This is a genomic window from Granulicatella sp. WM01 (assembly GCF_004570605.1).
Classification (GTDB): domain Bacteria; phylum Bacillota; class Bacilli; order Lactobacillales; family Aerococcaceae; genus WM01.
Genome location: NZ_SPPB01000003.1, coordinates 32186 through 59092, shown reverse-complemented (window position 1 = coordinate 59092; position 26907 = coordinate 32186). Strand labels below are relative to the sequence as shown.

At 33.7% G+C, this 26907-nt stretch carries 18 protein-coding genes and 1 pseudogene; 14 read left to right on the top strand and 5 right to left on the bottom strand.

The window, feature by feature from the left end; translation table 11 throughout:
- The first annotated feature begins 24 nt into the window (after positions 1-24).
- The 4 genes from pfkB (at position 25) to E4T68_RS01035 (ending at position 5504) form a co-directional block, all read left to right on the top strand.
- Positions 25-942, top strand: a complete 918-nt coding sequence (gene pfkB, locus E4T68_RS01050) for a 1-phosphofructokinase (RefSeq protein ID WP_135123254.1) — start codon at positions 25-27, stop codon at positions 940-942.
- A gap of 13 nt (positions 943-955) precedes the next feature.
- Complete coding sequence (locus tag E4T68_RS01045; protein ID WP_135123252.1) at positions 956-2911, top strand: fructose-specific PTS transporter subunit EIIC; 1956 nt, start codon at positions 956-958, stop codon at positions 2909-2911.
- A 415-nt stretch (positions 2912-3326) separates the two neighbouring features.
- A complete protein-coding gene (locus tag E4T68_RS01040) occupies positions 3327-3938 on the top strand; it encodes an acetate uptake transporter family protein (protein WP_135123250.1) in 612 nt (203 codons plus the stop codon).
- Between the two features lie 453 nt (positions 3939-4391).
- Positions 4392-5504, top strand: coding sequence for a tetratricopeptide repeat protein (locus E4T68_RS01035; protein WP_135123248.1), 1113 nt, complete (start codon positions 4392-4394; stop codon positions 5502-5504).
- A 269-nt stretch (positions 5505-5773) separates the two neighbouring features.
- Here the strand turns inward: E4T68_RS01035 and E4T68_RS09980 are convergent.
- Positions 5774-6004: pseudogene (locus E4T68_RS09980) on the bottom strand (hypothetical protein); the annotation flags it as partial.
- Positions 6005-6830: 826 nt separating this feature from the next.
- On the opposite strand from E4T68_RS09980, the gene E4T68_RS01025 reads away from it, so the two are divergent.
- From E4T68_RS01025 to E4T68_RS01015, 3 genes are read left to right on the top strand one after another with little or no spacing between them, the layout of a single operon-like run.
- Positions 6831-10436 (top strand): AAA family ATPase, encoded by a 3606-nt coding sequence (locus E4T68_RS01025; protein WP_135123246.1) that lies wholly within the window; start codon positions 6831-6833, stop codon positions 10434-10436.
- Positions 10436-10879 (top strand): hypothetical protein, encoded by a 444-nt coding sequence (locus E4T68_RS01020; protein ID WP_135123244.1) that lies wholly within the window; start codon positions 10436-10438, stop codon positions 10877-10879. Before E4T68_RS01025 ends, E4T68_RS01020 begins: the two co-directional genes overlap by 1 nt.
- Positions 10872-11498 (top strand): hypothetical protein, encoded by a 627-nt coding sequence (locus E4T68_RS01015; RefSeq protein ID WP_135123242.1) that lies wholly within the window; start codon positions 10872-10874, stop codon positions 11496-11498. Before E4T68_RS01020 ends, E4T68_RS01015 begins: the two co-directional genes overlap by 8 nt.
- A gap of 613 nt (positions 11499-12111) precedes the next feature.
- Here the strand turns inward: E4T68_RS01015 and rnjA are convergent.
- The 4 genes from rnjA to E4T68_RS01000 all read right to left on the bottom strand — a co-directional run bounded on the left by rnjA (position 12112) and on the right by E4T68_RS01000 (position 14678).
- Entirely contained in the window at positions 12112-13788 is a 1677-nt protein-coding gene (gene rnjA, locus E4T68_RS01010; protein WP_135123240.1) for a ribonuclease J1, read from the bottom strand.
- Between the two features lies 1 nt (position 13789).
- A complete protein-coding gene (locus E4T68_RS01005; protein ID WP_135123238.1) occupies positions 13790-14002 on the bottom strand; it encodes a DNA-directed RNA polymerase subunit epsilon in 213 nt (70 codons plus the stop codon).
- A gap of 252 nt (positions 14003-14254) precedes the next feature.
- Entirely contained in the window at positions 14255-14401 is a 147-nt protein-coding gene (locus tag E4T68_RS09215; protein ID WP_167753757.1) for a hypothetical protein, read from the bottom strand.
- Between the two features lie 73 nt (positions 14402-14474).
- Complete coding sequence (locus E4T68_RS01000) at positions 14475-14678, bottom strand: hypothetical protein (protein WP_135123236.1); 204 nt, start codon at positions 14676-14678, stop codon at positions 14475-14477.
- Positions 14679-14939: 261 nt separating this feature from the next.
- On the opposite strand from E4T68_RS01000, the gene E4T68_RS00995 reads away from it, so the two are divergent.
- From E4T68_RS00995 to E4T68_RS00960, 7 genes are all read left to right on the top strand, one after another.
- Positions 14940-17204, top strand: coding sequence for a glycoside hydrolase family 65 protein (locus tag E4T68_RS00995; protein WP_135123234.1), 2265 nt, complete (start codon positions 14940-14942; stop codon positions 17202-17204).
- Positions 17205-17269: 65 nt separating this feature from the next.
- On the top strand, positions 17270-17923 hold the full coding sequence (pgmB, locus tag E4T68_RS00990; protein WP_135123232.1) for a beta-phosphoglucomutase: 654 nt from the start codon (positions 17270-17272) through the stop codon (positions 17921-17923).
- 104 nt (positions 17924-18027) lie between these two features.
- Positions 18028-19629: an alpha-glucosidase gene (locus tag E4T68_RS00985; RefSeq protein ID WP_135123230.1), complete on the top strand. Its 1602-nt coding sequence runs from the start codon at positions 18028-18030 to the stop codon at positions 19627-19629.
- A gap of 18 nt (positions 19630-19647) precedes the next feature.
- The gene (locus E4T68_RS00980) at positions 19648-20595 is read left to right on the top strand and encodes a LacI family DNA-binding transcriptional regulator (protein ID WP_135123228.1); all 948 of its coding nucleotides are present in this window, start codon (positions 19648-19650) and stop codon (positions 20593-20595) included.
- 1215 nt (positions 20596-21810) lie between these two features.
- Positions 21811-23427 (top strand): alpha-glucosidase, encoded by a 1617-nt coding sequence (locus E4T68_RS00970; RefSeq protein WP_135123224.1) that lies wholly within the window; start codon positions 21811-21813, stop codon positions 23425-23427.
- Positions 23428-25191, top strand: coding sequence for a glycoside hydrolase family 13 protein (locus E4T68_RS00965; protein WP_135123222.1), 1764 nt, complete (start codon positions 23428-23430; stop codon positions 25189-25191).
- Positions 25192-25559: 368 nt separating this feature from the next.
- Positions 25560-26828, top strand: coding sequence for an extracellular solute-binding protein (locus E4T68_RS00960; protein WP_135123220.1), 1269 nt, complete (start codon positions 25560-25562; stop codon positions 26826-26828).
- Positions 26829-26907 lie beyond the last annotated feature (79 nt).

Below are 26907 nucleotides of genomic sequence, written 5' to 3'. Positions count from 1 at the left end.
ATATAAAGAAAGAGGAGGAAATAGATGATTTATACCATTACATTTAATCCTGCTATTGATTTAGTGATGCAGATGGATACGATAACATTAGGTGAATTAAATCGTTCTAAATCCGAACACTATATTATTGGTGGGAAAGGCATTAATATGTCTGTTGTACTTAATCGACTTAATTGGAAAAATACGGCTATTACATTTTTAGGTGGGTTTTCAGGTGAGTACATAAAATCAGAGTTAGAAAAAGACGGTATTACAGTTTATAATATTCCTGTAGAGAATGTTACACGTATTAATGTGAAATTAAAGGGTGAAGTAGAAACAGAATGTAATGCAAATGGGGCATTTATTTCTCCAGAGAATTTTAATCGTTTATATGATTTTCTTGACATACGTTTACGTCAAGGTGATACGCTTTTCTTGGCAGGAAATAAGGCGCCTGGTATGACAGAACATCATTATGTATTAATCGCGAAATTATGTCGTGATAAAGAGGTTAATCTAGTATTGGATACGACTAAAGAATTGTTACAACAATGTTTAGCCTATAAACCATTCATTATAAAACCAAATCATCATGAGTTGGGTGAGTTATTTGGTGTGAGCATTACTACAATACATGATTGCATCACTTATGCTCAAAAACTACAAGAACAGGGTGCAAAAAATGTCCTTGTGTCAAGAGGGGGAGAGGGCTCTTTTTTATTAACAGAAAATGGTGACAAGTATATTGCCAATGTACCGAAAGGACAAGTGATTAATTCAGTGGGTGCAGGAGATTCTATGTTAGCCGGCTTTATAGCGGAATATTTACATTCTCATTGTTATAAAAAAGCATTGCAGCAAGGAGCAGCAACCGGCAGTGCCACTGCTTTTTCAATGGGAATTACACAAAAAGAATTAATCGAAACATTACTGCCACAAATTAAAGTGACAACAGTTTAGAGGAGGAAACACAATGCAATTATCTGAATTATTTATAAAAGATATTATCGACTTAGATTTACACACAAAGACTAAAAATGACACATTACAATATTTGGCTACTCGTTTTGCTGAAACGGGAGGTCTTAGTGATGTAGAAGGGTATGTGGCTAACTTACAACAACGTGAGCTTCAATCTAGTACAGGTGTAGGGGATAATATTGCTATTCCGCATGCACAACATGAATCTATTCAAAAAGCATCAATTATTTTTGGACGTAGTCAAGAAGGTATTGAGTGGGCATCATTTGATAACCAGCCAGCAAAGTTAATTTTCATGATAGCAGCTCCAGAGGGATCAGGAGCAGAGCATTTAAAAGCCTTAGCCCGTTTATCGAAAGTGCTGATGAATGAACAAGCAAGAGAATTGTTATTACAATCAGAAACACCAGAGGAAATAATAGCAATCATTCAACAATATGATAAAGTAGCTAAAGAGGAAATCTTAGAAGAAAATGTATCTAAAGAAGACGAGCATAAACCGTATATTTTAGCTGTAACAGCGTGTCCAACGGGAATTGCACATACCTTTATGGCAGCAGAAAAATTAGAACAGGCAGGAAAAGCAGCAGGTGTTGCTATTAAAGTAGAAACAAATGGACAAGGTGGCATAGGGAATAAATTAAGTGCTAAAGACATCAAACAGGCAACAGCCATTATTGTAGCAGCCGATAAAAATGTAGAAATGGCACGTTTTAATGGGAAACCAGTCATTATTACGAAAGTTTCTGATGGTATTCATAAAGCAGACGAATTGGTTGCTCAGGCGATCAAGGGACAGGCACCGATTTATAAAGCAGATGATACTAGAGAAGTCTTAGGACAAGATATTTCTCAAGAAAGTTTAGGAAGACGTGCGTATAAGCATTTGATGAATGGAATTTCTCACATGTTACCATTTGTTGTAGCTGGAGGAATTTTAATTGCCCTTTCATTCTTCTGGGGAATTGAATCATTTAATCCGGATCATCCGTCATACAATATCATTGCGCACACATTATTTACACTTGGTAAGTTGTCAATGGCAATGATGTTACCAGTTTTAGCAGGATTTATTGGACATTCTATTGCTGATCGTCCAGGCTTAGTTGTTGGATTTATGGGAGGTATTTTAGCAGATCCTAGTGTATTGTCAGGTTCAACAGATTTAGTCAAAGCATTGGATATGCGTCCGTCTGGTTTTTTAGGAGCTTTAGTGGCCGGATTTTTAGCCGGGGGCATTATTATCGTTTTACGTAAAGTATTTAGTGTTTTACCTAAATCACTAGAAGGTTTGAAACCAATCTTCTTGTTCCCAATTTTAGGGACATTGCTGATGGGAGTATTAATGATTTTAGTATTTAATGCACCAATGGCAATGATAACAACAAGTTTAATTGAATTTATTAACTCCATTCCAACTGAATGGAAAGTTGTTGTTGGATTCATTGTTGGAGGTATGATGGCAATTGATATGGGTGGACCAATTAATAAAGCAGCTTATGCAACTGGGACAGCTTTGGTTACAGCAGCAGCTAGTGGAGTTGGCTCAGATGTCATGGCAGCAGTTATGGTTGGTGGTATGGTGCCTCCTATGGCAATTTTCTTATCTGCCTTAATAAAAAGTGACTTATGGCCAGAATCACAACGTGATAGTGCTTTAGTGAACTGCGTTATGGGGGCTGCCTTTATTACGGAGGGGGCAATTCCATTTGCTGCATCTAACCCATTACGTGTTATCCCCGCTTTAGCCATTAGTAGTGGAGTTGCTGGAGCATTGAGCATGCTCTTTGGTATTCGTAGTGTGGTGCCACATGGTGGATTGTTTGCTACGATGGTAAACGGAATTTCAAATGCTCCACTTTATATTCTAGTTTGGTTAATTGGCTCATTTATTGGTGCAGGATTATTGATTGCATTTATGGGATTTTCAAAAAGAAAAGCGAACTAAATAAAAATTAAATTTACAATACAAAAAGACGTGTATAACAATACATATTTATATGGTGCTGTTATACATGTCTTAGTATTTAGTAGTGAATGTAAGCCTATGTCAAATGACAGTGTTCTAGGTGAAAAATGATAACTTGTAAGTTAAAGTATTTTTAGAAATATGTAAAATATTTTATTTATTTTTGTCTGTTTGAATGACTGCAATAAATTATGTTTGCACGTTCTAATTGTTAAGATGTACAATGTACAATTTGTGATAAATGACTACAAATAATGGTGTTTGCTGCAAAACAGGAAAGGTGCTTTCTAAATAAAAACACACCCTCACAAGTTGTGTATAAATAGGCAAAAAATCCTTGACAAAACGTATATTTTTGGTAGTCTATATAAGTATTTATTTTTAGGAGGACAATATGGAACAAAAAGAAGTAAAAGTGTCAACTATCGACCCATCAGCTTTAGGATTATTTGGATTAGCGATTGTGACATTAGTGGCATCATCACAAAAATTAGGGTTAACGCAAGGGGTGTCTTTAGTTATTCCGTGGGCGATTTTTTTAGGTGCATTTGCTCAATTATTTGCTGCTATTCATGATGCAAAAAAACAAAATGTTTTTGGGACAACAGCTTTTGGTGGATATGCACTATTTTGGTTTGGAGTTGCAGGAACATGGATGATACAAAATGGTGTTTTTGGAGAAAAATTAGCAAAAGGAGCAGATGTTCATCAATTAGGTTTTGCTTTTTTAGGCTATTTAATTTTCACATTAGTGATGACAATAGGCTCTCTTGAAACAAACAAAGTGTTATTTGTTATCTTTGTACTTATTGATTTCTTATTTATAGGATTGACATTATCTTCATTTGGCGTTGCTGAACATAGCATGCACACATTAGCTGCGTATAGTGAATTGGCGATTGCTGTTGTGAGTTTTTATGGATTTGCAGCGAATATTTTAAACAAACATTTTAAATACGAGTTCTTACCATTGGGAAAACCTTTTGGTATATTTGTAAAAAAATAATGCTTACAAAAAATTATTAATAGTAGTATAAAGTCTAAGAATAAGAGATAATTCGCAGATACTTGGTGGGCTAGCCCACCAAGTATCTGCTTTGTTTTTAGGGATCTCAATCCTGATAAGGAATGAAGATAAAGAGAATTGAAAAACAATTTGTTAGTGGAAAGAAAGAGGATGTTTTTTGAAACTTAAAAATAGAAAAAACTATTTGAAAGAGCAAAATGTAAAATTTGAATTTTTACTATTTTCATCATTTAATCAAGTCAGATATTTTGTAGAAAACATCTTAGATGGTAGTGTTGATGTAGGATGTGTAAATCATCTCGCTTTATAAGGATATATCAAAATAGTATAATTAATATGGAAAAACAGAGATGATTTAATATATCAAAGATAAATTTTTTATTGAGTATTGTTATTTAGTAAACTTTTAAATTAATTTAAAAAGAGGATGTTATGAAAGAATTGATAAAAAAATATTGGAACAATTTAAAATTAGAATACAAAAATAAATATGGTGAACTTATACTTACTAGTTATGAAACTTCAAAACCTTTTGTAGAAAAATTTAAGGTGTATTTAGAAAAAAATTTGAAAGAGGACCCCTGTAATGTGGATATAGTATGTGCTTTGGCAACAATAATGCAAGAATTAGCAGATAATCTAGACTCAGTTAAACTATTAGAAGATTTTATTAAAACTTATGAAGAAAAACTTTCTGATACAAACAAAGCAAGGATTTATACGAATCTAGCATTTTATAATGCTAAATGTAAAGAAGAAATACAATATTTGTTAGAAGCAGAAAAATTAAAATCACCTTTTATTGAAACATATAAAGGGCTAGGGCTGAGTTATTTTTCTAAATATCAGTTTGATAAAAATACTGCAAACCTAGAGAAAAGTTTAATTGTTTTTGAAAAAGCATTAGAAATAAATAATGACAACTACGAAATGATGTTTGGTTATGGAGTATGCTTATTTGAGTTTAAAAGATTTAAAGAGGCGAAGGAAGTATTTGAAAAATTACTTATTAAATACCCAAACAGAATGAGATTGTTATTGAGTATTGCATATTGTGAAATCTGTTTGGAAAATAGAGAAAAAGCGGTATTTTATTTGAAACAAGTGAAAGACGGAGAGGACAAAAATTATCATTTAAGTACAGATGATATTGAAGATTGTCAAATCTATGATGCTTATTATGTTTTAGAAGAGTACGAGAGCTTTATAGAATTGAGTGAAAAAGTAATATTCGATTACTGTCAATCTAATCGTTATACTTATTACTATGCCCTTTGGGTTACAAAGCAGTACACAAAATTTAATGAAGCAATTGCAAAAAATCAACAAAAAATTCTCTCTTGGATAGAAGAAACAAAGGTTAATGAAAATTATACAGATGAAGAAGATAGACTAGAATGCATTAAAAGTTATCAAGAAGATCTGGAAATACTTATCCAAATGGAACACAAAATAAAAAATGAAAATTATAAGCCTATTGAAAAATTAAATCTATATCCAGAATATGGATGTTATTTAGTAGATTGTATTAGGCATAATTTTTGATGATTTGAAGGAGAGAATTACCGTATTTTTTACAATCAAAGAAAGAACAATTGTTATTAATATTCCAGAATATGAATTTCAAATGAAAGTTTCTTATATTTTAAAAGTTATTGATAATAAGATAAACGATAATTTATCGTTTTACTCTATGGTCGCTTAACCATTTATAAGCAATGGTAGTAGAAAATTACGAAGAGAAACTAATTTTTCTATTTCTCTTGTATTTTTTGAGATTGTATAGAACATAGGTTGAATAATTTTATTAAAATTTAATAATTCGTTTGTTGTAGGTATATAAATATTTTTAAATTTCTTAATAAGGCTTTTTGCAAGTGTTTAAGTCCTGTTCCTTGAAAATACTTTTTATTTAATTTTTCTTTTATGGTTGTTAAAAGGAGGTATAGATAATCCGTCATATCATTAACTGCATAAACACACCACGTATCAGTTGAGTAAGCAGATTTACCTACATAAAATTTTACATCAGCATTACCACCAGTATTAAGGAAGCAGTATCTACCATCTACAAAATATTCGTTCTAGGTTAGTATTGAAGAACCACTTGTAAAAAATGGATATTTACCATTACAATTTTTAGCTTTCCCTACTTAAACTTTAGATTTATCAACTTCAAGAAGTATATCATTTAGTTTTCTATTTGGAGATTTCTTGAAAAAATAATGCATATATGTATTGAGCCATACTGCTAAACTATCGTTTATTTTAGTAACGTACCTAGAAACTATCTACGGCTGTAAAGTATATCCAACAGTTTATATGAGAGCTATCAATCGTATTGTTACTTATCTTAATGCTATCAGTTAGTTAATAGTAGTATTATTTGTTAAAATAATTCCTTTACTATATGTTTGAACGGCATGGATTCTGTTTCAATTGTATGTAGCAAATAACGTTGTGTATGGTGTACGACAGGTTTCATAAAAACTATATCCTTTTATTTTTGTCACGCAGCTGTTGTAATGCTACAATTTTTCTAGTATTATTTTTCGTTTTCTCTTCTAAATTAGTTATGAGTATACTATAATAGTAATGTCATAAATACTAAAAAGTATTCATAAAGCTTTTTAATATGTGAATGATGTATTGTTCCTTTTTAGTCTAAGTATGACTATATGAAAGTGGCAGTATTTAAAGAGTTTTAATTGTATATAATACATTACATTTTGATATTTGATAATAACAATATAAATAGTTGGGAAAGTATTTTTTATTGTTGATTAGAGTGTTCCTTAGCATAATACAGATTAGTATAAAATAAACAGATATAGTGTATTCTATTAATATAGTGATAGAAAGGAAGATAATATGACATTTTCAATAAAATCTGCATTGCGATTTTTATTCCCTGAGATACAAATTATCGATACCATTAAGCAAGAGGGGTTTATAGTAAAAGAGAAGCAGCAATCAGTTACTATGCCTTTTACAAATAATAGCACTCTTGGACATACGATTGTACAAAATAAAACAAATGCGTATAGTCCGTCAAGTGAAAACCAAGCTAAAAGTTCCAAATCCGATAAAGTGGAATTTAGCATGAATAGTCGTACAGATAAAAGTGATAATAACTTTGATGGCATTGAACAGTTGCTTCGTCAATCTTGGGTAGCCTCTGAGAGTAATATTTCTGCATTATGCCAAGCATTCAAGCGTCCGTTTGTTATGGGTACTGATGATTCAATGCCTAGAAATACCATTCTAATCATTGGACATGATAGTCATGGTAAGGTAAAAGCCGTTAAGGATATGTGTTTATTGCTCAATGAAAGAGGGATTTTGGATTATGTTGATGTACCTAAAGTAGTGTTTGATAGATACCCTACAGGTGCAGAAGAAGACGTCTTTATGAGTGATTTGTATAAAGGTTTATATTCTCAATCAGATGTTGTGGTGTTTGAACATGTTGATAAAGCTAACTTTCGTTATTTGGAAGTAGTTATGCAATTGGTTAAAAACGGCAACTATCAATTGACTAAACGTTACTCACTCCAAAATAATGTACTTGTCGATTCAACGGGGATGTTAAACACAACATCTATTTCTGAATTTAACACAAACGGCAAATATTTTATTTTTACGGCTACTGGTTCATTTGATAAAGTGACAGAATATATTGGAAGTGAATTTACACAAGAAATTAATGATATTATCGTACTTGATGCGTTTAGTGAATTAGAATTAAGAGAAATCATTATGAATTTGTTAACCAATGTGAATGAAAAGGTAGAACGGCAACTGAGAATTAATTTACAATTAGACAATTCTTGTGTTGATGCCATCATGCGTTTTTATGATACAAGAAAAGGTGTAAAGGGATTAGTCGAACATATAGACGATAATATTTACAAACCGTTGTCTGAATATGTTATGCAACATGAGGTCACCAAAAGAGATGAGGTTGTTCTAAAATATGAAGAAGACTATATGCTTTATGTGAATAATGTATCGGTGTTACTTGATAATTATGAGCGGCATTATAATCGTTTAACGTTAGATAGTATAAAGGAAGAACTGAATTCAATTGTTGGTTTGAAAACAGTTAAAGAGTATGTGTTCAATCTTGAAAATAACTTGAGTGTACAACAATTAAGAGCAGCAAAAGGGTTAAAATCTGCAAGTCTTTCTATGCACATGATTTTCACTGGAAATCCAGGTACAGGAAAAACAACTATTGCACGTATTGTTGCTAAATATTTAAAAGCTATCGGTGTGTTAAGTTCCGGTCAATTAAGGGAAGTTAGCAGGGCGGATATGGTAGGTCAATATGTTGGACAGACTGCAAAATTAACAATGGATTTAATTAAGTCAGCAGTTGGAGGTGTGTTGTTTATTGATGAAGCGTATGCACTGTGTCGTGATAAACATGATGTGTTTGGCTTGGAAGCGATTGATGCTTTAGTCAAAGGTATGGAAGACTATAGAGATGATTTAGTAGTAATTCTTGCCGGTTACTCTAGAGAGATGGCAGATTTTCTTAAAATAAATTCGGGGTTACAGTCTAGATTCCCACATATAATTGAGTTCGAAGATTATACGCCGCAAGAAATGTATGATATTGCTAACATTATTGCTAAAAGTAAGGGATATCGTATTAGTGAAGAGTGCCATGCAGCAATGGTTGACTTATTTGAACGAAAACAAATTAAAGGAAAAAATGATAGCGGTAATGGACGACTTGTACGTAATGTAGTTGAAAGTGCTATTTTAAGTCAATCACAGCGTATTGCTAAAGATACTACACAAGATTTAGAATTATTAACAGTAGCAGATTTTGACTTGTTGGAAAAAGAAGCATTTAATCTTGAAGAAAAACTATCAACTATTATTGGTCTTGACAATGTTAAAGAATTTATTAGAGCACAATATCATGTTATTCGTGCTAGAGAAAAGCGTCAAAAGGCATCTTTAACAGTTGATACAACACAATCTTTAAATATGATTTTCAGTGGGAATCCAGGTACTGGTAAAACGACTATGGCACGTGTTGTTGCGGATATGTTTCATGCAATGGGTGTGTTGAAATCAGGTCATCTAGTTGAAGTTGATAAAAAAGATTTGATTTCAGAATATGTTGGACAAACAGCTACAAAGACGCAAGAGGTATTTAAATCAGCTTTGGGCGGTGTGTTATTTATTGATGAGGCGTATGCTATTACAAATGACGGTAGCCTTTTTGGGCAAGAATGTATTGATGTTTTAGTGAAACTCATTGAAGACTATCGTGGCGAAATTGTTGTTATTTTAGCTGGATATGAAAAAGAAATGAATGATTTCATGAAAGTAAATTCTGGTTTAGACTCTCGTTTCCCACTTAAGATTGAATTTCCTGATTATTCTGCTGATGAACTGTTTGAAATTGGTAAACAGATGATGAATAAAAAGGGGTTTGTCTTTAGTGATGATGCAATATTGTCATTTAAAGAAGCTATATATCATTTAAAACGTCATGCTACTGTGACATCGGGAAATGCTCGTATGGTGCGTAATTTTTTAGATGAAGTTATTAGAAACCAATCAACTCGTATTGCAATGAGTGACGTGAGTGATGAGGAGTTAAGTGTTATTACTTTATTAGATATTGAACCAGAAATACCTTCAGGTAAAAATTATGATTTAGAAGCTGAACTAAGTAAAGTGGTAGGCTTAGATGCTGTTAAACAATATATTCGTAGTCTTAATGCAAGGTTAATTGTTCAAGAAGAACGTAAAAAGAACGGTTTGAAAGTGGATGACACACAAACATTGCACATGATTTTCACAGGTAATTCAGGAACAGGGAAAACTATGATAGCTCGAACTATTGCAAATGTGTTAGCCAATATGGGCATCATTCCAACTAATAAGTTAGTTGAAACCGATCGTTCAGGTTTAGTTGCTGGATATGTTGGTCAAACGGCGATTAAAACAAGAGAAGTTATTGAGAGTGCATTCAATGGTGTCTTATTTATTGATGAGGCGTATGCATTGGCACAAGGTGGAACTAACGATTTTGGTCAAGAAGCTATTGACACACTTGTTAAAATGATGGATGATAACCGAGATAAACTAGTGGTTATTCTTGCAGGATACACTGATGATATGCAAAATTTCTTGCAACAAAATGCAGGTTTGAGATCACGCTTCCCACATATAATTCAGTTTGATGATTATTCAACAGATGAATTATTTAGTATTGCAGAAAAAATGTATACTAATCAAGGGTATATTTTGTCTCAAGAGGCAACAGTTCTATTGAAGCAAGTGCTTGAACAGGCTAGAAGGCAAGCACAATTTGGAAATGGGAGATATGTGAGAAATATTTTTGAAAGATCTTTAAATGCCCAAGCGGTGCGCTTAAGTCGTTCTGGCACGATGGGTGCTGATGAATTGCCATTAATTACAGTTGATGATATTAAGGAGGTATTAGGATAATGAACAAACTGATTGTAAATATTATTGAAAAATTATGGCTAATTGTGATTAGTTTAGTACTTGTATTATCAACAATTAGTATACCTGCTCTTTTTGACAGTATACATACAGTGTTGCAGTCTGGATTTGGGACAACACAAGTTGCTCTATCTATATTAGCTATAGTAAGTTTATTTTCAGGTATAACAATGCTTGTACCGCTTTTTAGAAAAAACTTTTATAAATATCCTTGGCTATATCCGTACATCATTATTCTTACAGTAAATTTAGCTATTTTAGCAGTAGGTATTGAAATATTGAATTACGGGTATCAAGTGCAAAATGAAGCAAGGCATACACTGTTCTTTTGGATAATGGTTGTGCAGCTTATTGTAAGCCGTCTTGCATTTTGCATCTTCTGCCATAAAAAAACAGTGAGAGTTGTGAGGGAAAGCAATGAATAATAAGCAAGGAGAATTTCAAGAGAAGATAGATAATCAAGTAGAGTGGGATAGTAATGCCGAACAAGAGATGAATCAATCACCAGAAGCTTATGTTACCACAGAAAAAAAGCAAAAGAGAAATAAGCGTAAATCACGATTTGATAAGCAATTGAAGATTACAGGGTGGTTGTTACTAGGTCTATTTATTATTGCATTACCAAAATTGGCGAGTGTGAATAGTTCGTCAGCTGCCAATGCAGCAATAGAGAGTGGAATATCCTCCCAACTCCCAATAGGTGTACGGATTAGTCAATCGGATACTAATCTATCTCATCAAGATTTGACCATTAAGCACAGTTCTAAAGAAGCACAAGCTAAAATTTATGTTTGGGATTATGCTGCTGAAGACGGTGATTATGTTCAAGTCTTAGTTGATGGAGTAGCGATTACTGAACCGTTTATGATTAAAAATAAACCTGTTGTGTTCAGCGTTCCTACAGTAGGAGAAGTGCAAATTTTAGGCATTCGTGATGGCGGAGGAGGCATTACTTATGCTGTTCATTATGAAGTCAATGGCACGACTTATTTTAACGGCACAGATGTAGGGAAAGGGAATAACTATACGTTGATTAGAGAGTAATATATAATAAATGAAATTTATTTGTACTGTTATGTTTGAAAAAATGAAACACTTTTGTAAACGATAAGTTGTCCAGAAAAGAGTAGAGAAATATTTTGCATGGGTGAGCATGTTAGACTATTAATGGTCTTTGTCAATAGAATGTGGCAAAGACCTTATTTTTTATTTCCTAATAATATAGTTTGAATATCAATTAGAGTGATGGCATTGAGTAATTAGAATGCAATTAAGTTGAAAAATTATCAAAATATTATATGGACTAAACTATATCAAAAATAGAGCAATTGAATTTTTGGTGCTATATTAAAATTAAAAAACTAAAACGCATTCTTTTTTGCACCGGTTATTTACTTTTGTGAAAGTGAGTAACTTTATTAATGTTAAGCATTATTTTCTAATCACGAAAAAGAAGCAGTGCTTTTATCTGCATAACCTCTGTTTGTCATAGAGAGAAAATTTATGTTTTAGCCACGAAAAAGAGGCTATGTTCTTATCTGCATAACCTCTTTTTTAACTCTATTTGGCATAGAACTGTTTTTTGTAGATGTGAATACATGTCAGGTGTATATTTAGCTTTTGGTTTTAGTTATTAAATGACATGATTTGGTTTATTTTATGATAGACAAACAACAACTGGCATAATTACTGGACGTCGTCCAGTTTGTTCGTATAAATGTGCTTGAAGCGTATTTATAAATAATTCTTTTAGTTGACGTTCTGTAATGTTTTCATCGCTTTCTAGGTAGTCAGAAATAACTTGACGTAGTAAACTTTGCGTATCACTAATTAACTCACTAGACTCACGCATGTATACAAAACCACGTGACATCATTTCAGGTCCAGCTAGTAATGTACGATTTGCTATATCTATAGTAGCTACAACGATAACCAAGCCTTCTTCAGATAAAATGCGGCGATCTCTTAAAACAACATTTCCAATATCGCCAATGCCGCTACCGTCAACATAAATATCATTGGCAATAAAACGTCCTGCTCTACGAGCAGAATTTGCAGTAATGGCAAGGACTTCTCCGTTTTCTAAAATAAAGCTATTTTCAAGTGGAACACCAACTTCTGCAGCTGTATTGGCATGTAGCTTTTGCATACGAAATTCACCATGGACAGGCATAAAATATTTTGGTTTCAAAAGACGCAACATTAACATTTGTTCTTGGCGGCTACCGTGACCAGATGTATGAATATTATTTAATTTTCCGTGAATAACATTTGCACCTGCAGCGTATAATAGATTGATAACTTTATTCACACTTGTAGTATTTCCCGGAATTGGAGAACTTGAGAAAATAACTGTATCATTTGGATGAATAGAAATTTGTCGATGTGTTCCATTGGCAATACGGCTAAGTGCAGCCATTGGTTCTCCTTGAGAACCTGTACATAAAATAATCACTTCGTTTGATGGATACATTGATATATCTCGTCCATCAATAAAGGTATCTTTAGGGGCTTTAATATAACCAAGTTCGCGCCCTGTGACAAAAGCTGATTCCATACTTCTTCCAAAAACAGCTATTTTTCTATTTGTTTCGATAGCAACTTCAACCACTTGTTGCAAACGTGAAATGTTAGAAGCGAATGTTGCAAAAATGATGCGTCCATCAATTTTTTTTATAATTTCTCTAATAGCATTACCTACTTCTTTTTCTGATTTGGTAAAACCAGAAATTTCGGAATTGGTACTATCGCCCAGCATTAGCAAAACACCTTCTTCTCCGAGTTTTGCCATTTTGTGTAAATCTGCTGGCTCTCCAACTGGTGTAAAATCAAATTTGAAATCTCCAGTAGATACGATAATACCAGATGGTGTCTTTATAATAACACCAAATGCCTCTGGGATACTATGTGTTGTTAAATAGAAACTAACAGTTGTTTTTCGGAATTTGATTACGCTATCTGCATTTATTTCATTTAAAATGGCATCTCGTAATAAACCGTGTTCTTCTAACTTGTTACGGATAAGTGCTAAAGCTAAAGGTCCAGCATAAATTGGAATATTCAATTCACGCAATAAGAATGGGATACTTCCAATATGGTCCTCATGACCATGTGTGATAACAAGTGCTTTAACTTTGTGTTTATTTTGAATGAGATAGCTATAATCTGGAATAACGTAATCAATGCCGAGCAGATGATCTTCTGGGAACTTTACCCCACAATCAATGACAATAATTTCATCTTGGAATTGGACACCATACATGTTTTTTCCAATTTCTCCAAGTCCCCCTAAAGCAAAGACTCCTGTTTCATTATTTTGTAAGTTAACTTTCATGTTAGAATACCGTTAGCTTGAAATCAGGATTTTTTTGCTCATAGGCTAAGTGAGCCTCGTCTAAAGGTTGGATAAATTCGATGTTATAGGGGGTGTTTTGTTCAACTAACTGACGAGCTTCTACTTTTGAACTTGCCTCAATATAAAGGGCTTTTGTGTTTTCACGACGTGGTGCTTCGTGTTTTGTTTCTTGATAAGTCATTTTAAAAATCATATTTTTTCTCCTTATATTATATTTTATATACATTTAACAGATAGTACTTATGCACTAAATTATTTTAACATATTCAACTCTTAAAGTATAGGTCTAAATGTATGGTATATGTGAGATTGTAGTATATGGTTGCTATTTAGGAGTGTTTAAAGGATTGAAAAAGATACTAAATGAATAGGAAAGTGCTGATGTTTTAATACATAGTTTTTGTGCATAGTTTTAGTTTCATGAACGGATAGGGTGGCATTTTCATCACTCATAAACAAGCGATTTTTCATATCCTGGAGTTGAGTTCGGAAAGGTACTCACTTGAAAAAGATGTGTTCGCTCCAAAATGCCGTGTGTTATGTACACGTAGCATTTTAGTCGCTCAAGCACTTTTAGCTTCGTTCGTGGCATACCTTTCCTCACATCCTGTTATAGTTGAGTTCAATGTCGCACTCGCTTGAAAAACGTTGTTAGTCGCTCATATTCAGTTGTCGCTATGCGACACATTGAATATGGAACGCTCCGGCACAATTTTTTCATCGCTCGTAATGCACGACATCTCACATCCTGTTACAGTTGAGTTCGGAAAGGTACTCACTTGAAAAAGATGTGTTCGCTCCAAAATGCCGTGTGTTATGTACACGTAGCATTTTAGTCGCTCAAGCACTTTTAGCTTCGTTCGTGGCATACCTTTCCTCACATCCTGTTATAGTTGAGTTCAATGTCGCACTCGCTTGAAAAACGTTGTTAGTCGCTCATATTCAGTTGTCGCTATGCGACACATTGAATATGGAACGCTCTGGCACAATTTTTTCATCGCTCGTAACGCACGACATCTCACATCCTGTTTTTGTTATCGGTAACAGTATCAAATGACTTGTACAAATTTATTTGTGTGGCATAATAGGTGTATAAAGTGAAAACGATTTTTTGCAAGGAGTGTTGATTTATGAAAAGAATATTTGACATTGATAGTTGGCATGTTAGGAGTCATACACTTGAAAAAGAAGATAAACGTCTACAAGAGAGTTTAACATCTATTGGTAATGGCTATATGGGAATGCGTGGATATTTTGAAGAGAGATATTCTGGGGATACACATTTAGGAACGTATATTGCTGGAGTTTGGTATCCTGATAAAACACGGGTTGGCTGGTGGAAAAATGGCTATCCGCATTATTTTGGAAAAGTAATTAATGCGACTAATTTTATTGCAGTAGATATTGAAGTAAATGGACAGGATTTAGATTTAGCTGTAGATACTATTGAAGATTTTGTTCTCGATTTAGACATGAAGAACGGTATTTTGACACGCGAATTTACATTGATAAGATCTGATGCTACGGTGAGATTTACATTTGAGCGATTTTTAAGTGTTGCTCAAAAAGAATTGGCTATTGTTAAGGTAAGTGCTAGCGTGTTAAGTGGCGATCAAGTATCTATTAAAATGGTGTCAAAATTAGATGGAAATGTAAGAAATGAAGATAGTAATTATGATGAACAGTTTTGGCAAGCGGTATCTTTTGGCAAGGAGCCTCTTTATATTCAAACACAAACAGTAGAAAATCCGTTTGAAGCACCGAGATTTACAGTATTAACAGCCATGCATAATGAATGGTCACATGAGCCACAGACTGAGGACGTCCAAGAGTTTTTGGCAAGACAAAGTGTTCAAGTTAGTTTAAGCGTACAAGAAAGTTTAACATTAACAAAATATGTAGCTGTTGTGACAAGCCGAGATGTTGAAGTGGATAAACAATGTGAAGTGGCAAATCATTTGTTACAGGAGGCTACACAGTTGGGATTTGATGCATTAAAAAATGCTCATCAAAAAGTTTGGGAAAGTCGTTGGCAAAAAGCAGATGTTGACATTTTTGGAGATGATGAAGCACAGCAAGGTATTCGCTTTAATATTTTTCAATTATTTTCGACATACTATGGTGAAGATTATCGTTTAAATGTTGGACCTAAAGGATTTACTGGAGAAAAATATGGTGGTGCAACGTATTGGGACACAGAAGCCTATATTGTGCCAATGTATTTATCAGTTGCTGATGAACAAGTCACTAAGGAATTGCTCATGTACCGTCATAACCAATTAGATGGTGCTATACATAATGCAAAACAACAAGGATTAAAAGGGGCACTTTATCCAATGGTGACATTTACAGGTGTAGAGTGCCATAATGAATGGGAAATTACATTTGAGGAAATTCATCGTAACGGTGCAATAGCGTATGCTATTTATAATTATACGAATTATACAGGAAATAGTGAGTACGTGCTGACGAAAGGGATTGATGTTTTAGTAGGTATTTCACGTTTTTGGGCGGATCGTGTGCATTTTTCAAAACGTCATCAGCAATACATGATTCATGGTGTGACTGGACCGAATGAATATGAAAACAACGTGAATAATAACTATCATACAAATAATATTGCGAAATGGACATTGATGTACACATGCCAAATTTTAAAAGATATTAGCCATGATAAACGAGTAGAATTAGACATTACTGAGCAGGAAATAGGACAATGGGAACATATTATAGCTAATATGTATTTGCCTTATGATGAAGAATTAGGTATTTTTGTTCAACACGATACATTTTTAGATAAAGATTTACAGCCTGTTTCAGCATTATCTCCGGAAGATAGACCGTTAAATCAGAAATGGTCTTGGGATAAAATTTTACGTTCACCATATATCAAACAAGCAGATGTACTACAAAGTATTTATTTCTTTAACGATATGTATACGCAAGAGGAAAAAGAACGTCATTTCAACTTTTATGAACCGTTAACAGTACATGAATCATCGCTTTCTCCATGTATTCACTCGATTTTGGCAGCAGAGTTGGGAAAGGAAGATAAAGCAGTTGAATTATACGCAAGAACAGCGCGTTTAGATTTAGACAATTACAATAATGATACAGAAGACGGGCTACATATTACATCTATGAGTGGCAGTTGGTTGTCCATTGTTCAAGGTTTTGCAGGTATGCGTGTTTATCATGGTAAGTTAATCTTCAATCCATTTGTTCCAAAACAATGGGAAGGATATACGTTCAAAATTAATTTTAGAGAGCGTTTATTATCTGTTCACGTGACAAAAGAGGAAGCAGTAGTTACATTAATAAGCGGAGAAAGTTTAACAATACAAATTGCTCAACACATGTATCAATTGCAAGACAAGGTAGTTGTTTCTTTATAAAAAATAAACAGTGATAGAGTATGTGGGCAACCATACTCTATCTCATTTTGGAAGAGAGGTAGTATATGATAAAGGCTTTAGTATTTGATTTAGACGGAGTCATTACAGATAGTGCAGAATACCATTATCAAGCATGGAAACAATTAGGAGAAAGTATTGGTATTCCATTTGATAGAGCATTCAATGAGCAATTAAAAGGTATCAGTCGAATGGATTCACTAAATAAAATTTTAGAGTATGGGAATAAGCACATGAGCCAAGAGGAAAAAGAACTACTGGCAACGAAAAAAAATGAAACGTATTTGGCTTTGATAGAGCGCATGACTGAAAACGACGTATTACCTGGTATTCTGCCACTTTTAAAACAAGCAAGGGAAAAAGGGTTGAAAATAGCCTTAGCTTCTGCAAGTAAAAATGGTCCCTTTATTTTAGAAAGATTAGGTATTTCTGATTATTTTGATACTATTGTAAATCCAGAACATCTGACAAAAGGGAAACCAGATCCTGAAATATATTGTAAAGCTGCTGAACAATTGCATGTTCAAGCTTATGAATGTATTGGATTAGAAGATGCACAATCAGGAATTGAAGGTCTTAATGCTGCAGGTATGTTTTCAGTTGGTATTGGAAAAGAAGATATTCTGTATTCAGCAAATTATTTAGTAGATACAACAGAGAAACTAGACTTAAATTCTTTGTTAATCCATGCTAATAAGTAGCATGACAATAATCTTTTTTTAAGGTATAATATTTAGTCCTTTAGATAATAACTAGCTGCTTTGTAAAGTAGTCTGTTAAATTCTATTAGAAAAGAGGGAAAACTATGGAAAGAAAATGGTGGCATTCGGCTGTTATTTATCAAATTTATCCACGTAGTTTTCAAGATACTAATCATGATGGCATTGGAGATATACCAGGCATTATTAATCGTTTAGATTACTTAGTTAATTTAGGCATTACGGCGATTTGGTTAAGTCCTGTCTATCAATCTCCAAATGATGATAATGGATATGATATTAGTGATTATTGTGCCATTATGAAAGAGTTTGGAACTATGGAAGATATGGATAGTTTATTATACGAAGCATCTAAGCGGAATATTCGTATTATTATGGATCTAGTCGTCAACCATTCGTCTGATGAGCATGCGTGGTTTATTGAGGCAAGACAGAGTAAAGATAATCCGTATCGTGACTTTTATATTTGGAGAGATGCTAAACAAGGTCATGTACCAAACGAGTTAATGTCTATTTTTGGTGGTTCTGCATGGGAATGGGACGAACAAACACAGCAATATTATTTGCATTTATTTAGTAAAAAACAGCCTGATTTGAATTGGGAGAATCCACTTTTACGTCAAAAAATATGGGAAATGATGAATTTTTGGCTTGAAAAAGGTGTAGGTGGTTTCCGTATGGACGTGATTGATTTAATTGGGAAGCAAATTGATAAAGGAATAACAAATAATGGAGAAAAGCTCCATGATTATTTGCAAGAAATGAATCGTGAAACTTTCGGAAAATATGATGTTTTAACCGTTGGAGAAACATGGGGAGCAACACCAGAAATTGCAAAATTGTATTCTAATCCTAGTCGAAAAGAGTTGTCTATGGTGTTTCAATTTGAGCATGTGTGTTTGGATCAACAAGAGGGCAAAGAAAAATGGGACTTAAAACCATTAAATTTAAGTAAATTTAAGCAAGTGATGAGCCGTTGGCAAATTGAATTAGGGCAAGAAGGTTGGAATAGCTTATTTTTTGAAAATCATGATCTTCCTCGTGTTGTTTCTCGTTGGGGGAATGATACAACGTATCGTATAGAAAGTGCTAAAATGTTTGCAATTTTATTACACGGAATGAAAGGTACACCTTATATTTATCAAGGACAAGAAATTGGAATGACAAATTATCTTGCCGAAGATATTAGTCAAGTGTCTGATATTGAGGCAATAAATATGTACCACCATCGTTTATCTAACGGATATACGAAAGAGGAAATCCTATGCTCAATTAATGCAAAGGGACGTGACAATGCTCGGACACCAATGCAATGGGATAGCAGTCAATATGGAGGATTTTCAAATGCTACACCTTGGCTAGCACTAAATAAAAACTATAAAGAAGTAAACGTCAAACAGGCTTTAGAGGATAAATGCTCGATTTTTTACACGTATAAACGCTTAATTGCTTTGAGAAAAGAACATGATATTATGGTTTGGGGAGATTATGAATTAGTGCCAACAGATGAGCGATTGTTTGTCTATGAGAGAGTTTATAATGGCGTGCGTTGGCAAGTTGTGGCGAATTTAACGTCGGAACATGTGCCGTTTAAACGAGATAGGGGAGAATTATTAATTGCTAATTATGATAATCCGACAGATTGTTTACGTCCGTATGAGGCGTATATTATCAATAAGGAAATTTAATACTGTAAAGGAGAAAAAATGGCTACTTTAACAGACGTTGCAAAAAAAGCGAATGTTTCAAAGATGACGGTTTCCCGTGTCATTAATCATCCTGAAAAAGTCACTGATGAATTAAAAGAAGCGGTGTATAAAGCTATGAAAGAGTTGAATTATACACCAAATAGTATAGCACAAGCATTGGCACGCAATCGCACAAATGTTGTGAAAGTCGTTATCCTAGAGGAAATGGACGTTGTGGAACCGTATTATATGACACTGTTGACAGGGATTGCGCAGGAATTAAATTTACATCAATATGCCGTTAGATTGCTTGCTAATCCAGAGCAAGATGACGGTGAAGCTGATGGGTATATTATTACAGGTATGCGTGAACGTGATTATGAATGGATTAAATCGTTAGAGAAACCTATTATTTTATATGGGGAAAATAATCATCACATTGATTTTGTGGATACAAATAATCAAAAGGCTATATCTATGGCAACCGAGTACGCATTATCACGGTATGAAAACTGTGTATATATTGGTATTGATGTAGATGAACGATTTGAGTTACAACGTGAAAAAGGATTTATGGAGGAAATGGATAAAGCTGGTAAATCATATACGATTCATCGTGTTAAAAATCGTTCCTCAAAAGCAAAACAGTATGTGGAAAAATTGCTAGAAATAGGAGTACCTAAGAATACATGCTTTATTTGTAGTACAGACCGTATTGGACTTGGTGTAACTCGTGCATTGCGTGAAAAACAGCATAGTATTCCTCAAGATTTTGGCGTTATTGGTTTTGACGGTGTTTTTCTGGACCGTATTGCTTCTCCACGTTTAACAACGATTAAGCAACCGTTAACCGAGATGGGACGTGCATGTGCTGATGAACTACTGAAAAAAATTAAATATTCAGATTATCAAAGTGGAGAAAATTATTTCCAAGCTCAACTAGTGATAGCTGAATCAACAAAGTAAGTTAAATAGGCACACATACAGTAATTAAAGGTAAGATATAGTGAAAAAGAAACCCTACCGACACATCAACTAGGGGCTAGAAAGAGAATTGCCTGAAGTGATATGTTTAAAACTGTGAGACATCTCCGTTTATAAACGGAAATGTCTCACAGTTTTTGATATTATCGTGTATATTTAAAAGTGCATAAGAAATAGCCTTATCAGATTAGAGAATTAATGAAGATAGGGGAGTAGTTTGTGCTTATATATGAGCAAAAAGTAAAAATTATTTTTGTTTATTATAGGAAGATAAATTACACTCACAAAACAAGACGGTATACTGCAGGATATGATGACAAAGGAGAAGTTGCAAAAGATAATGAGTATCAAGAGAATATGAGGTAAAATCTAGGGGGATATGTATAATGTATCATGAAAAATTGAAAAAATTGTCAAAAAAATTCTTAGTTATCATGAATTTCACATGTTTTATAAGTGAAGATAAGCGTATTTGGTGTGTATTAAACCATTTTGGTATAGCGAAACTAAAATGGCAAAAGAGCTAGGTAACATGTATGGGATATGGTAGACTAAAAGAGTAGATAAGTGAAGACGGTGGCTCTAAACTTTGAAAGAGAGGTGATGCCTATGGGCAATTCATCAAAATCTTTAGAAAGGAGGAGCTAGTGTGGGTGCGTTTGAAGTCATACAAACTATTTTAGGATTTAGTGAAGTCACTATTCTATTAATAAGTTTGTGTCATACACTCTTCAAAAAAGGCAACAAAAAATAACCGTCTAAAATCTTTGGCGAGATAACGGTTATTTTTAATCAAAAGAGCCACCGGTTTTAACGGATCTGCTTTGGGCATTTTGGAGTAATCTTCAAAATGCCTCCACTGTTTACAGTATAGCATAATTGTTTTTCTTGTTCAAATTCTATCATGCATTTTTTAAGGACAATAAAAAATAACCGTCTAAAATCTTTGGTGAGATAACGGTTATGTTTAATCAAAAGAGCCACCAATTGTAACGGATCTACTTTGGGCATTTTGGAGTAGTCTCCAAAATGCCCTTATGATTACAGTATAACACAACTCTTTTTTTGGGGGGACTGTATGAGGACGTTTAGATATTGAATAAGCTATTTTTGTTACCGATAACAGTTTATTATTGTTTGAAATCATGTTTTGAAATAGTAAAATAGATAAGTAAGATGAATTCAAGGAGGGCGGATATGCACGAAAATTTGATAGTGTACCAAATCTATCCTAAAAGTTTTTGTGATAGTAATGGAGATGGTATTGGTGATTTAAGGGGAATAATAATGAAATTAGATTATTTGTCTAACTTAGGTGTCAATATGATTTGGCTTAATCCGATTTTTGTTTCGCCACAAGTTGATAATGGCTATGATATTTCAGATTATTATCACATTGATTCAATCTTTGGTAATCAAAAAGATTTAGAAGATTTATTGAATGAGGCACACAAACGTAACATTAAAGTGATTTTTGATTTAGTATTAAATCATACTTCGGATAAGCATCCTTGGTTTTTGGAAGCTAAAAAGAGCAAGGACAATCCGTATCGTCATTATTATATTTGGGCAGATAAAGATGAAGAGTCAGGAAATGAACCTAATAATTGGGCATCTTTTTTTGGTGGCTCAGTTTGGGAGTGGGAAAGTAATCAATACTATTTTCATTTGTTTGCAAAAGAAATGCCTGATTTGAATTGGGAGAACCCAAAAGTTAGACAAGAAATGGTAAACATTGCAAAATATTGGTTAGCTAAAGGGATAGACGGGTTTAGAGTAGATGCATTTATCCATATTGCAAAGGAAAAAGATTTTCCAAATATGCCTGATGATACACATAATACGTTTGTCTTGGCAGAACAATATTACGCTAATTTGCCTAAGGTAAATGAATGGATGCATGAGTTTGTAGAGCAGATTAAAGAAGAATACCCAAATACATATTTTGTTGGAGAGGCATCTTCAGCAGATGCATTATTAGGTCATGCTTATACAAATGAAAAAACAGGTTTTTTCCATTCGGCTATTACATTTAGATATTTTGCTGAAGATGATTCAGTAAAAGACAATACATTACCGATGCAATATCAACGTGGAGCATTGGATTTTGACTATTTGAAACAAGCTATGACAGAGTGGCAACAATACACGTTTCCAGTCTTATACTTGAATAATCATGATATGCCAAGAATTGTCACACGTCTTGCTCAAGAGGGAGAATACCGAACACGTGTAGCTAAACTTATGGCAACATTAATGTATTTACAAAGAGGCATTCCTTATTTATATTATGGTGAAGAAATTGGAATGAGAAATGTACAATGGCAGCATTTTTCGGATTATACAGAAAATTCAGCACAACAATTTATTCAAAAAGCACAACACAAACATTATGATAAACAACGTATATTGTCTAGTTTAAGCTATGGAACAAGAGATACAGCCAGAGGAATGATGCAATGGGAGGCTACACCAAGACACTCGTGGATAGTTTCTCATGCGGAGGCAGATTATAATGTCGAACAAGAATGCATTGATAGTACGAGTGTTTTACACTATTATAAGCAATTATTACGATTGAAGCAGACATCATTGTTTACTAAAGGAGAATGGGCGTTAATGCCGACACATGATGGGTTGTATGTTTATGAACGATATTTGAATGATGAACATGCACTTGTGATATGTAATGTGACATCAACAAAGCAAGCATTTGAGAGTGAGTATGTAGACGTGATTCTTTCAACATTGGATAGAATCACGTATGATGGTGTGTTAGCACCGTACGAAGCTATTGTATTAAGGAGGAAATAAATGGAATTATCAGCATTATTGCATAGACCGGAAAGTGAATATGCGTATTTATACGAAAAAGGTGTCATGCATCTACGCTTTAGAACAAAAAAAGATGATGTGAAAAGTGTAGGTGTGTTGCATGGCGATCCATATTTAATGTGGGAAACCAATTGGCAGTTTGATGCACCGTGTGAGATGATAAAAGTTGCAACAACCCAGTATCATGATTATTGGCAGATTGAATTGGGAGCAGAGTATAATCGTCTAGCTTATGCTTTTGTGATCACTGGATATAATGGTGAACAAGTGATATATGCTGATCAAGGCATTGTCCCTTATAACCAAGAGGAATTAAAAGGATTACAATGTTTTAAATTGCCGTATTTTCATGAGGTTGATAGGGTAAAAGTTCCTGAATGGGTTAAGGATACGGTATGGTATCAAATTTTTCCGGAACGTTTTGCAAATGGAAATCCGGATATATCGCCTGATGGCGTTTTACCTTGGGATAGTGAAGAAGCACCGACACGAACGGATTTTTACGGTGGAGATTTACAAGGTGTATTAGACCATTTAGATTATTTACAACAATTAGGTGTAAATGGTTTGTATTTTTGTCCAATATTTAAAGCAGGGACAAATCATAAATACGATACGATTGATTATTTAGACATTGATGAGCATTTTGGAGATAAGACTTTATTTAAAACATTAGTAGATCAAGCACATGCACGGGGGATGAAAGTGATGATTGATGCAGTATTTAATCATATTGGACATTTTTCAATGCAATGGCAAGATGTGTTAGTTAATCAAGAACAATCAAAATATGCAGATTGGTTTCATATTTTACGCTTTCCAGTAGGGAATACGGAAATAGAAGATATTGAAAATACAAAAGAATTACCATATGAAACATTTGCTTTTAGTGCGAATATGCCAAAATTAAATACGGATAATAAAGAAGTTCAAGAGTATTTATTACATATTGCAACATATTGGATTAAAGAATGTGATATTGATGCATGGCGATTAGATGTGGCAAATGAGGTTGATCATCAGTTCTGGAAAAAGTTTTATGCTAAAACAACTGCTTTGAAATCAGATTTTTATATTTTAGGCGAAATTTGGCATTCTTCACAACGTTGGTTAGATGGGGATGAATTTCATGCTGTCATGAATTATGCATTTACTGATAGTATTAAAGAGTGTATTGTTAAAGGAAGTATTACACCTGATAGAATGGTTTCCCAGCTTCAAGCACAACGTATGTTGTATCGCCAACAAACAAGTGAAGTGATGTTTAACTTGTTAGATTCACACGATACGCCACGCATTTTAACCGTAGCAAACAACGATATGAAACGTGTACAATGTGCCTTTGTCTTTATGTTTTTACAACAAGGAACACCATGTATTTATTACGGGACAGAAGTTGGTATGACTGGAGATATGGATCCAGATTGCCGTAAACCGATGTGGTGGGATGAAGCACGTCAAAATAAACAGATGTTAGCTTTTATCAAACGATTAGTCGCGTTTAGAAAACGTTATTCTTCAGTTATTGGTAAAGGTCATGTGGAGATAACAGTGAAAAATAATGGCATGGTTTGTATGACTAGAAAAGATGGTCATACAACATTAACGGGGTACTTCAATTTAGGAGAGCATACTCTACCATGTCATATAGTCGGTAATTTTTCAACACAACAACATACGGCTTATTTAGCACCATTTGAATGTGTTGTAGAAGTTAACAGCAATCTGTTACATGTAAAATAAATGGATCTGGAAAAAGATTTGCAAATAACAAAAACTGCGAGAAATTTTCGTTTATAAGCGGTGATTTCTCGCAGTTTTAAATATATACCTCACAATGCTTAGTTTTTTCTAAACGTTAAATTAGTGTTTTTAATGGAATGACGACAGATTTATTGGAGCATACTGGTAAACGTATACAGATGAAATAGAGATTTATGCGTAAATAATATGGAATTAATGATAATTTCATGATAATAAAAAAGTTGTTATCGGTAACAGATTAAAAAAGATTGCACAACTTTAAAAGTTGGCATAAGATAGGTGTATACGATTTATGTATACGATTTCAATGATTGGAAATTAATATTTTTATTTAGGAGGAATGACGTATGACGTTTACAAAGAATATTTTAAAAAGTTCAGCACTATTAGGAGCAGTTTTAGCACTAGCAGCATGTGGTCGTCCAAGTCAAACTGGAACAGAATCACAACAAACCTCAAAAAATGTCGGGGGGGTAGTAAAAGCCTATGTAGATGAAGGGTATAAACCATTCCTAGAAAGCATTAAAGAAAAGTTTGAAAAAGAGTATAATGTTAAAGTTGACATTGTAACAGGAGATGCATTAAAAGGGTCTGAGAACTTGCCACTAGATAATCAATCTGGAAATGCTCCAGATGTGATGTTAGTGCCTTATGATCATGTTGGAAAATTGGCACGTTCTGGTGCGATTACAGATGTTTCATTTGGACAAGCAGATGAGTTGGATAGTGTAACGAAATCTGCAGTAACAATTGACGGTAAAATTTATGCTGAACCGGCAGTTATTGAAAGTGTTGTGATGCTGTATAATAAAGACTTAGTGTCTAAAGCTCCAACAACATTTGCAGACTTAGAAGCAATCAATAAAGAAGACCGTTTTGCTTTTGCAAATGAACCAGGTAAATACACAGGATTTTTAGCACCATTTACGAACTATTACCATACTTATGGTTTATTGTCAGGTTATGGTTCTTATGTATTTGGTAAACAAGGGACAGATCCAAGTGATATTGGTGTGGGAAACGCAGGTGCTGTTAAAGCGATGGAATACCAAAAAACATTTTATAATGTTTGGCCACAAGGGATACAAGATGTAAGCAATGTAAATAATTTTATTCAAAGTAGTTTCTTGGAAGGCAAAACAGCAGTTGTTATTGATGGACCTTGGGCAGTTGCAAAAATGAAAGAAGCTAATATTAATGTTGGTGCAGCAACTATTCCAACTTTACCTAATGGAGAACATTATAAAGCATTTGCAGGTGGTAAAGCATGGATTGTTCCAACGGGGGCTAAAAATAAAGATGCGGCGACAAAACTTGTTTCATTTTTAGCCAATGAAGAAAATTCAAAAACATTATTTGATAAAACAAATGAAGTGCCAGCTAACTTAAAAGCACGAGAGTATGCTAAATCACAAAATAATGAAGTTGTCAATGCTGTTATTGAACAGTTCAAATACAACGAACCAATGCCAAGTATTCCAGAAATGAGTGAAGTATGGGGTGCAGGAGAAACGATGTTATTAGAAAATGCAAGTGGTAAAAAATCTGCTCAACAAGCAGCTGATGATGCTATAAAATTTATTAAAGAACAAATTCAACAAAAACATCAACGATAATGAGATAAATGAATTGGCTTTAAGCGAGGGGGAATCTCCTAGTTTAAAGCCATTTTTTATCTATACAAAATAAGAGGAT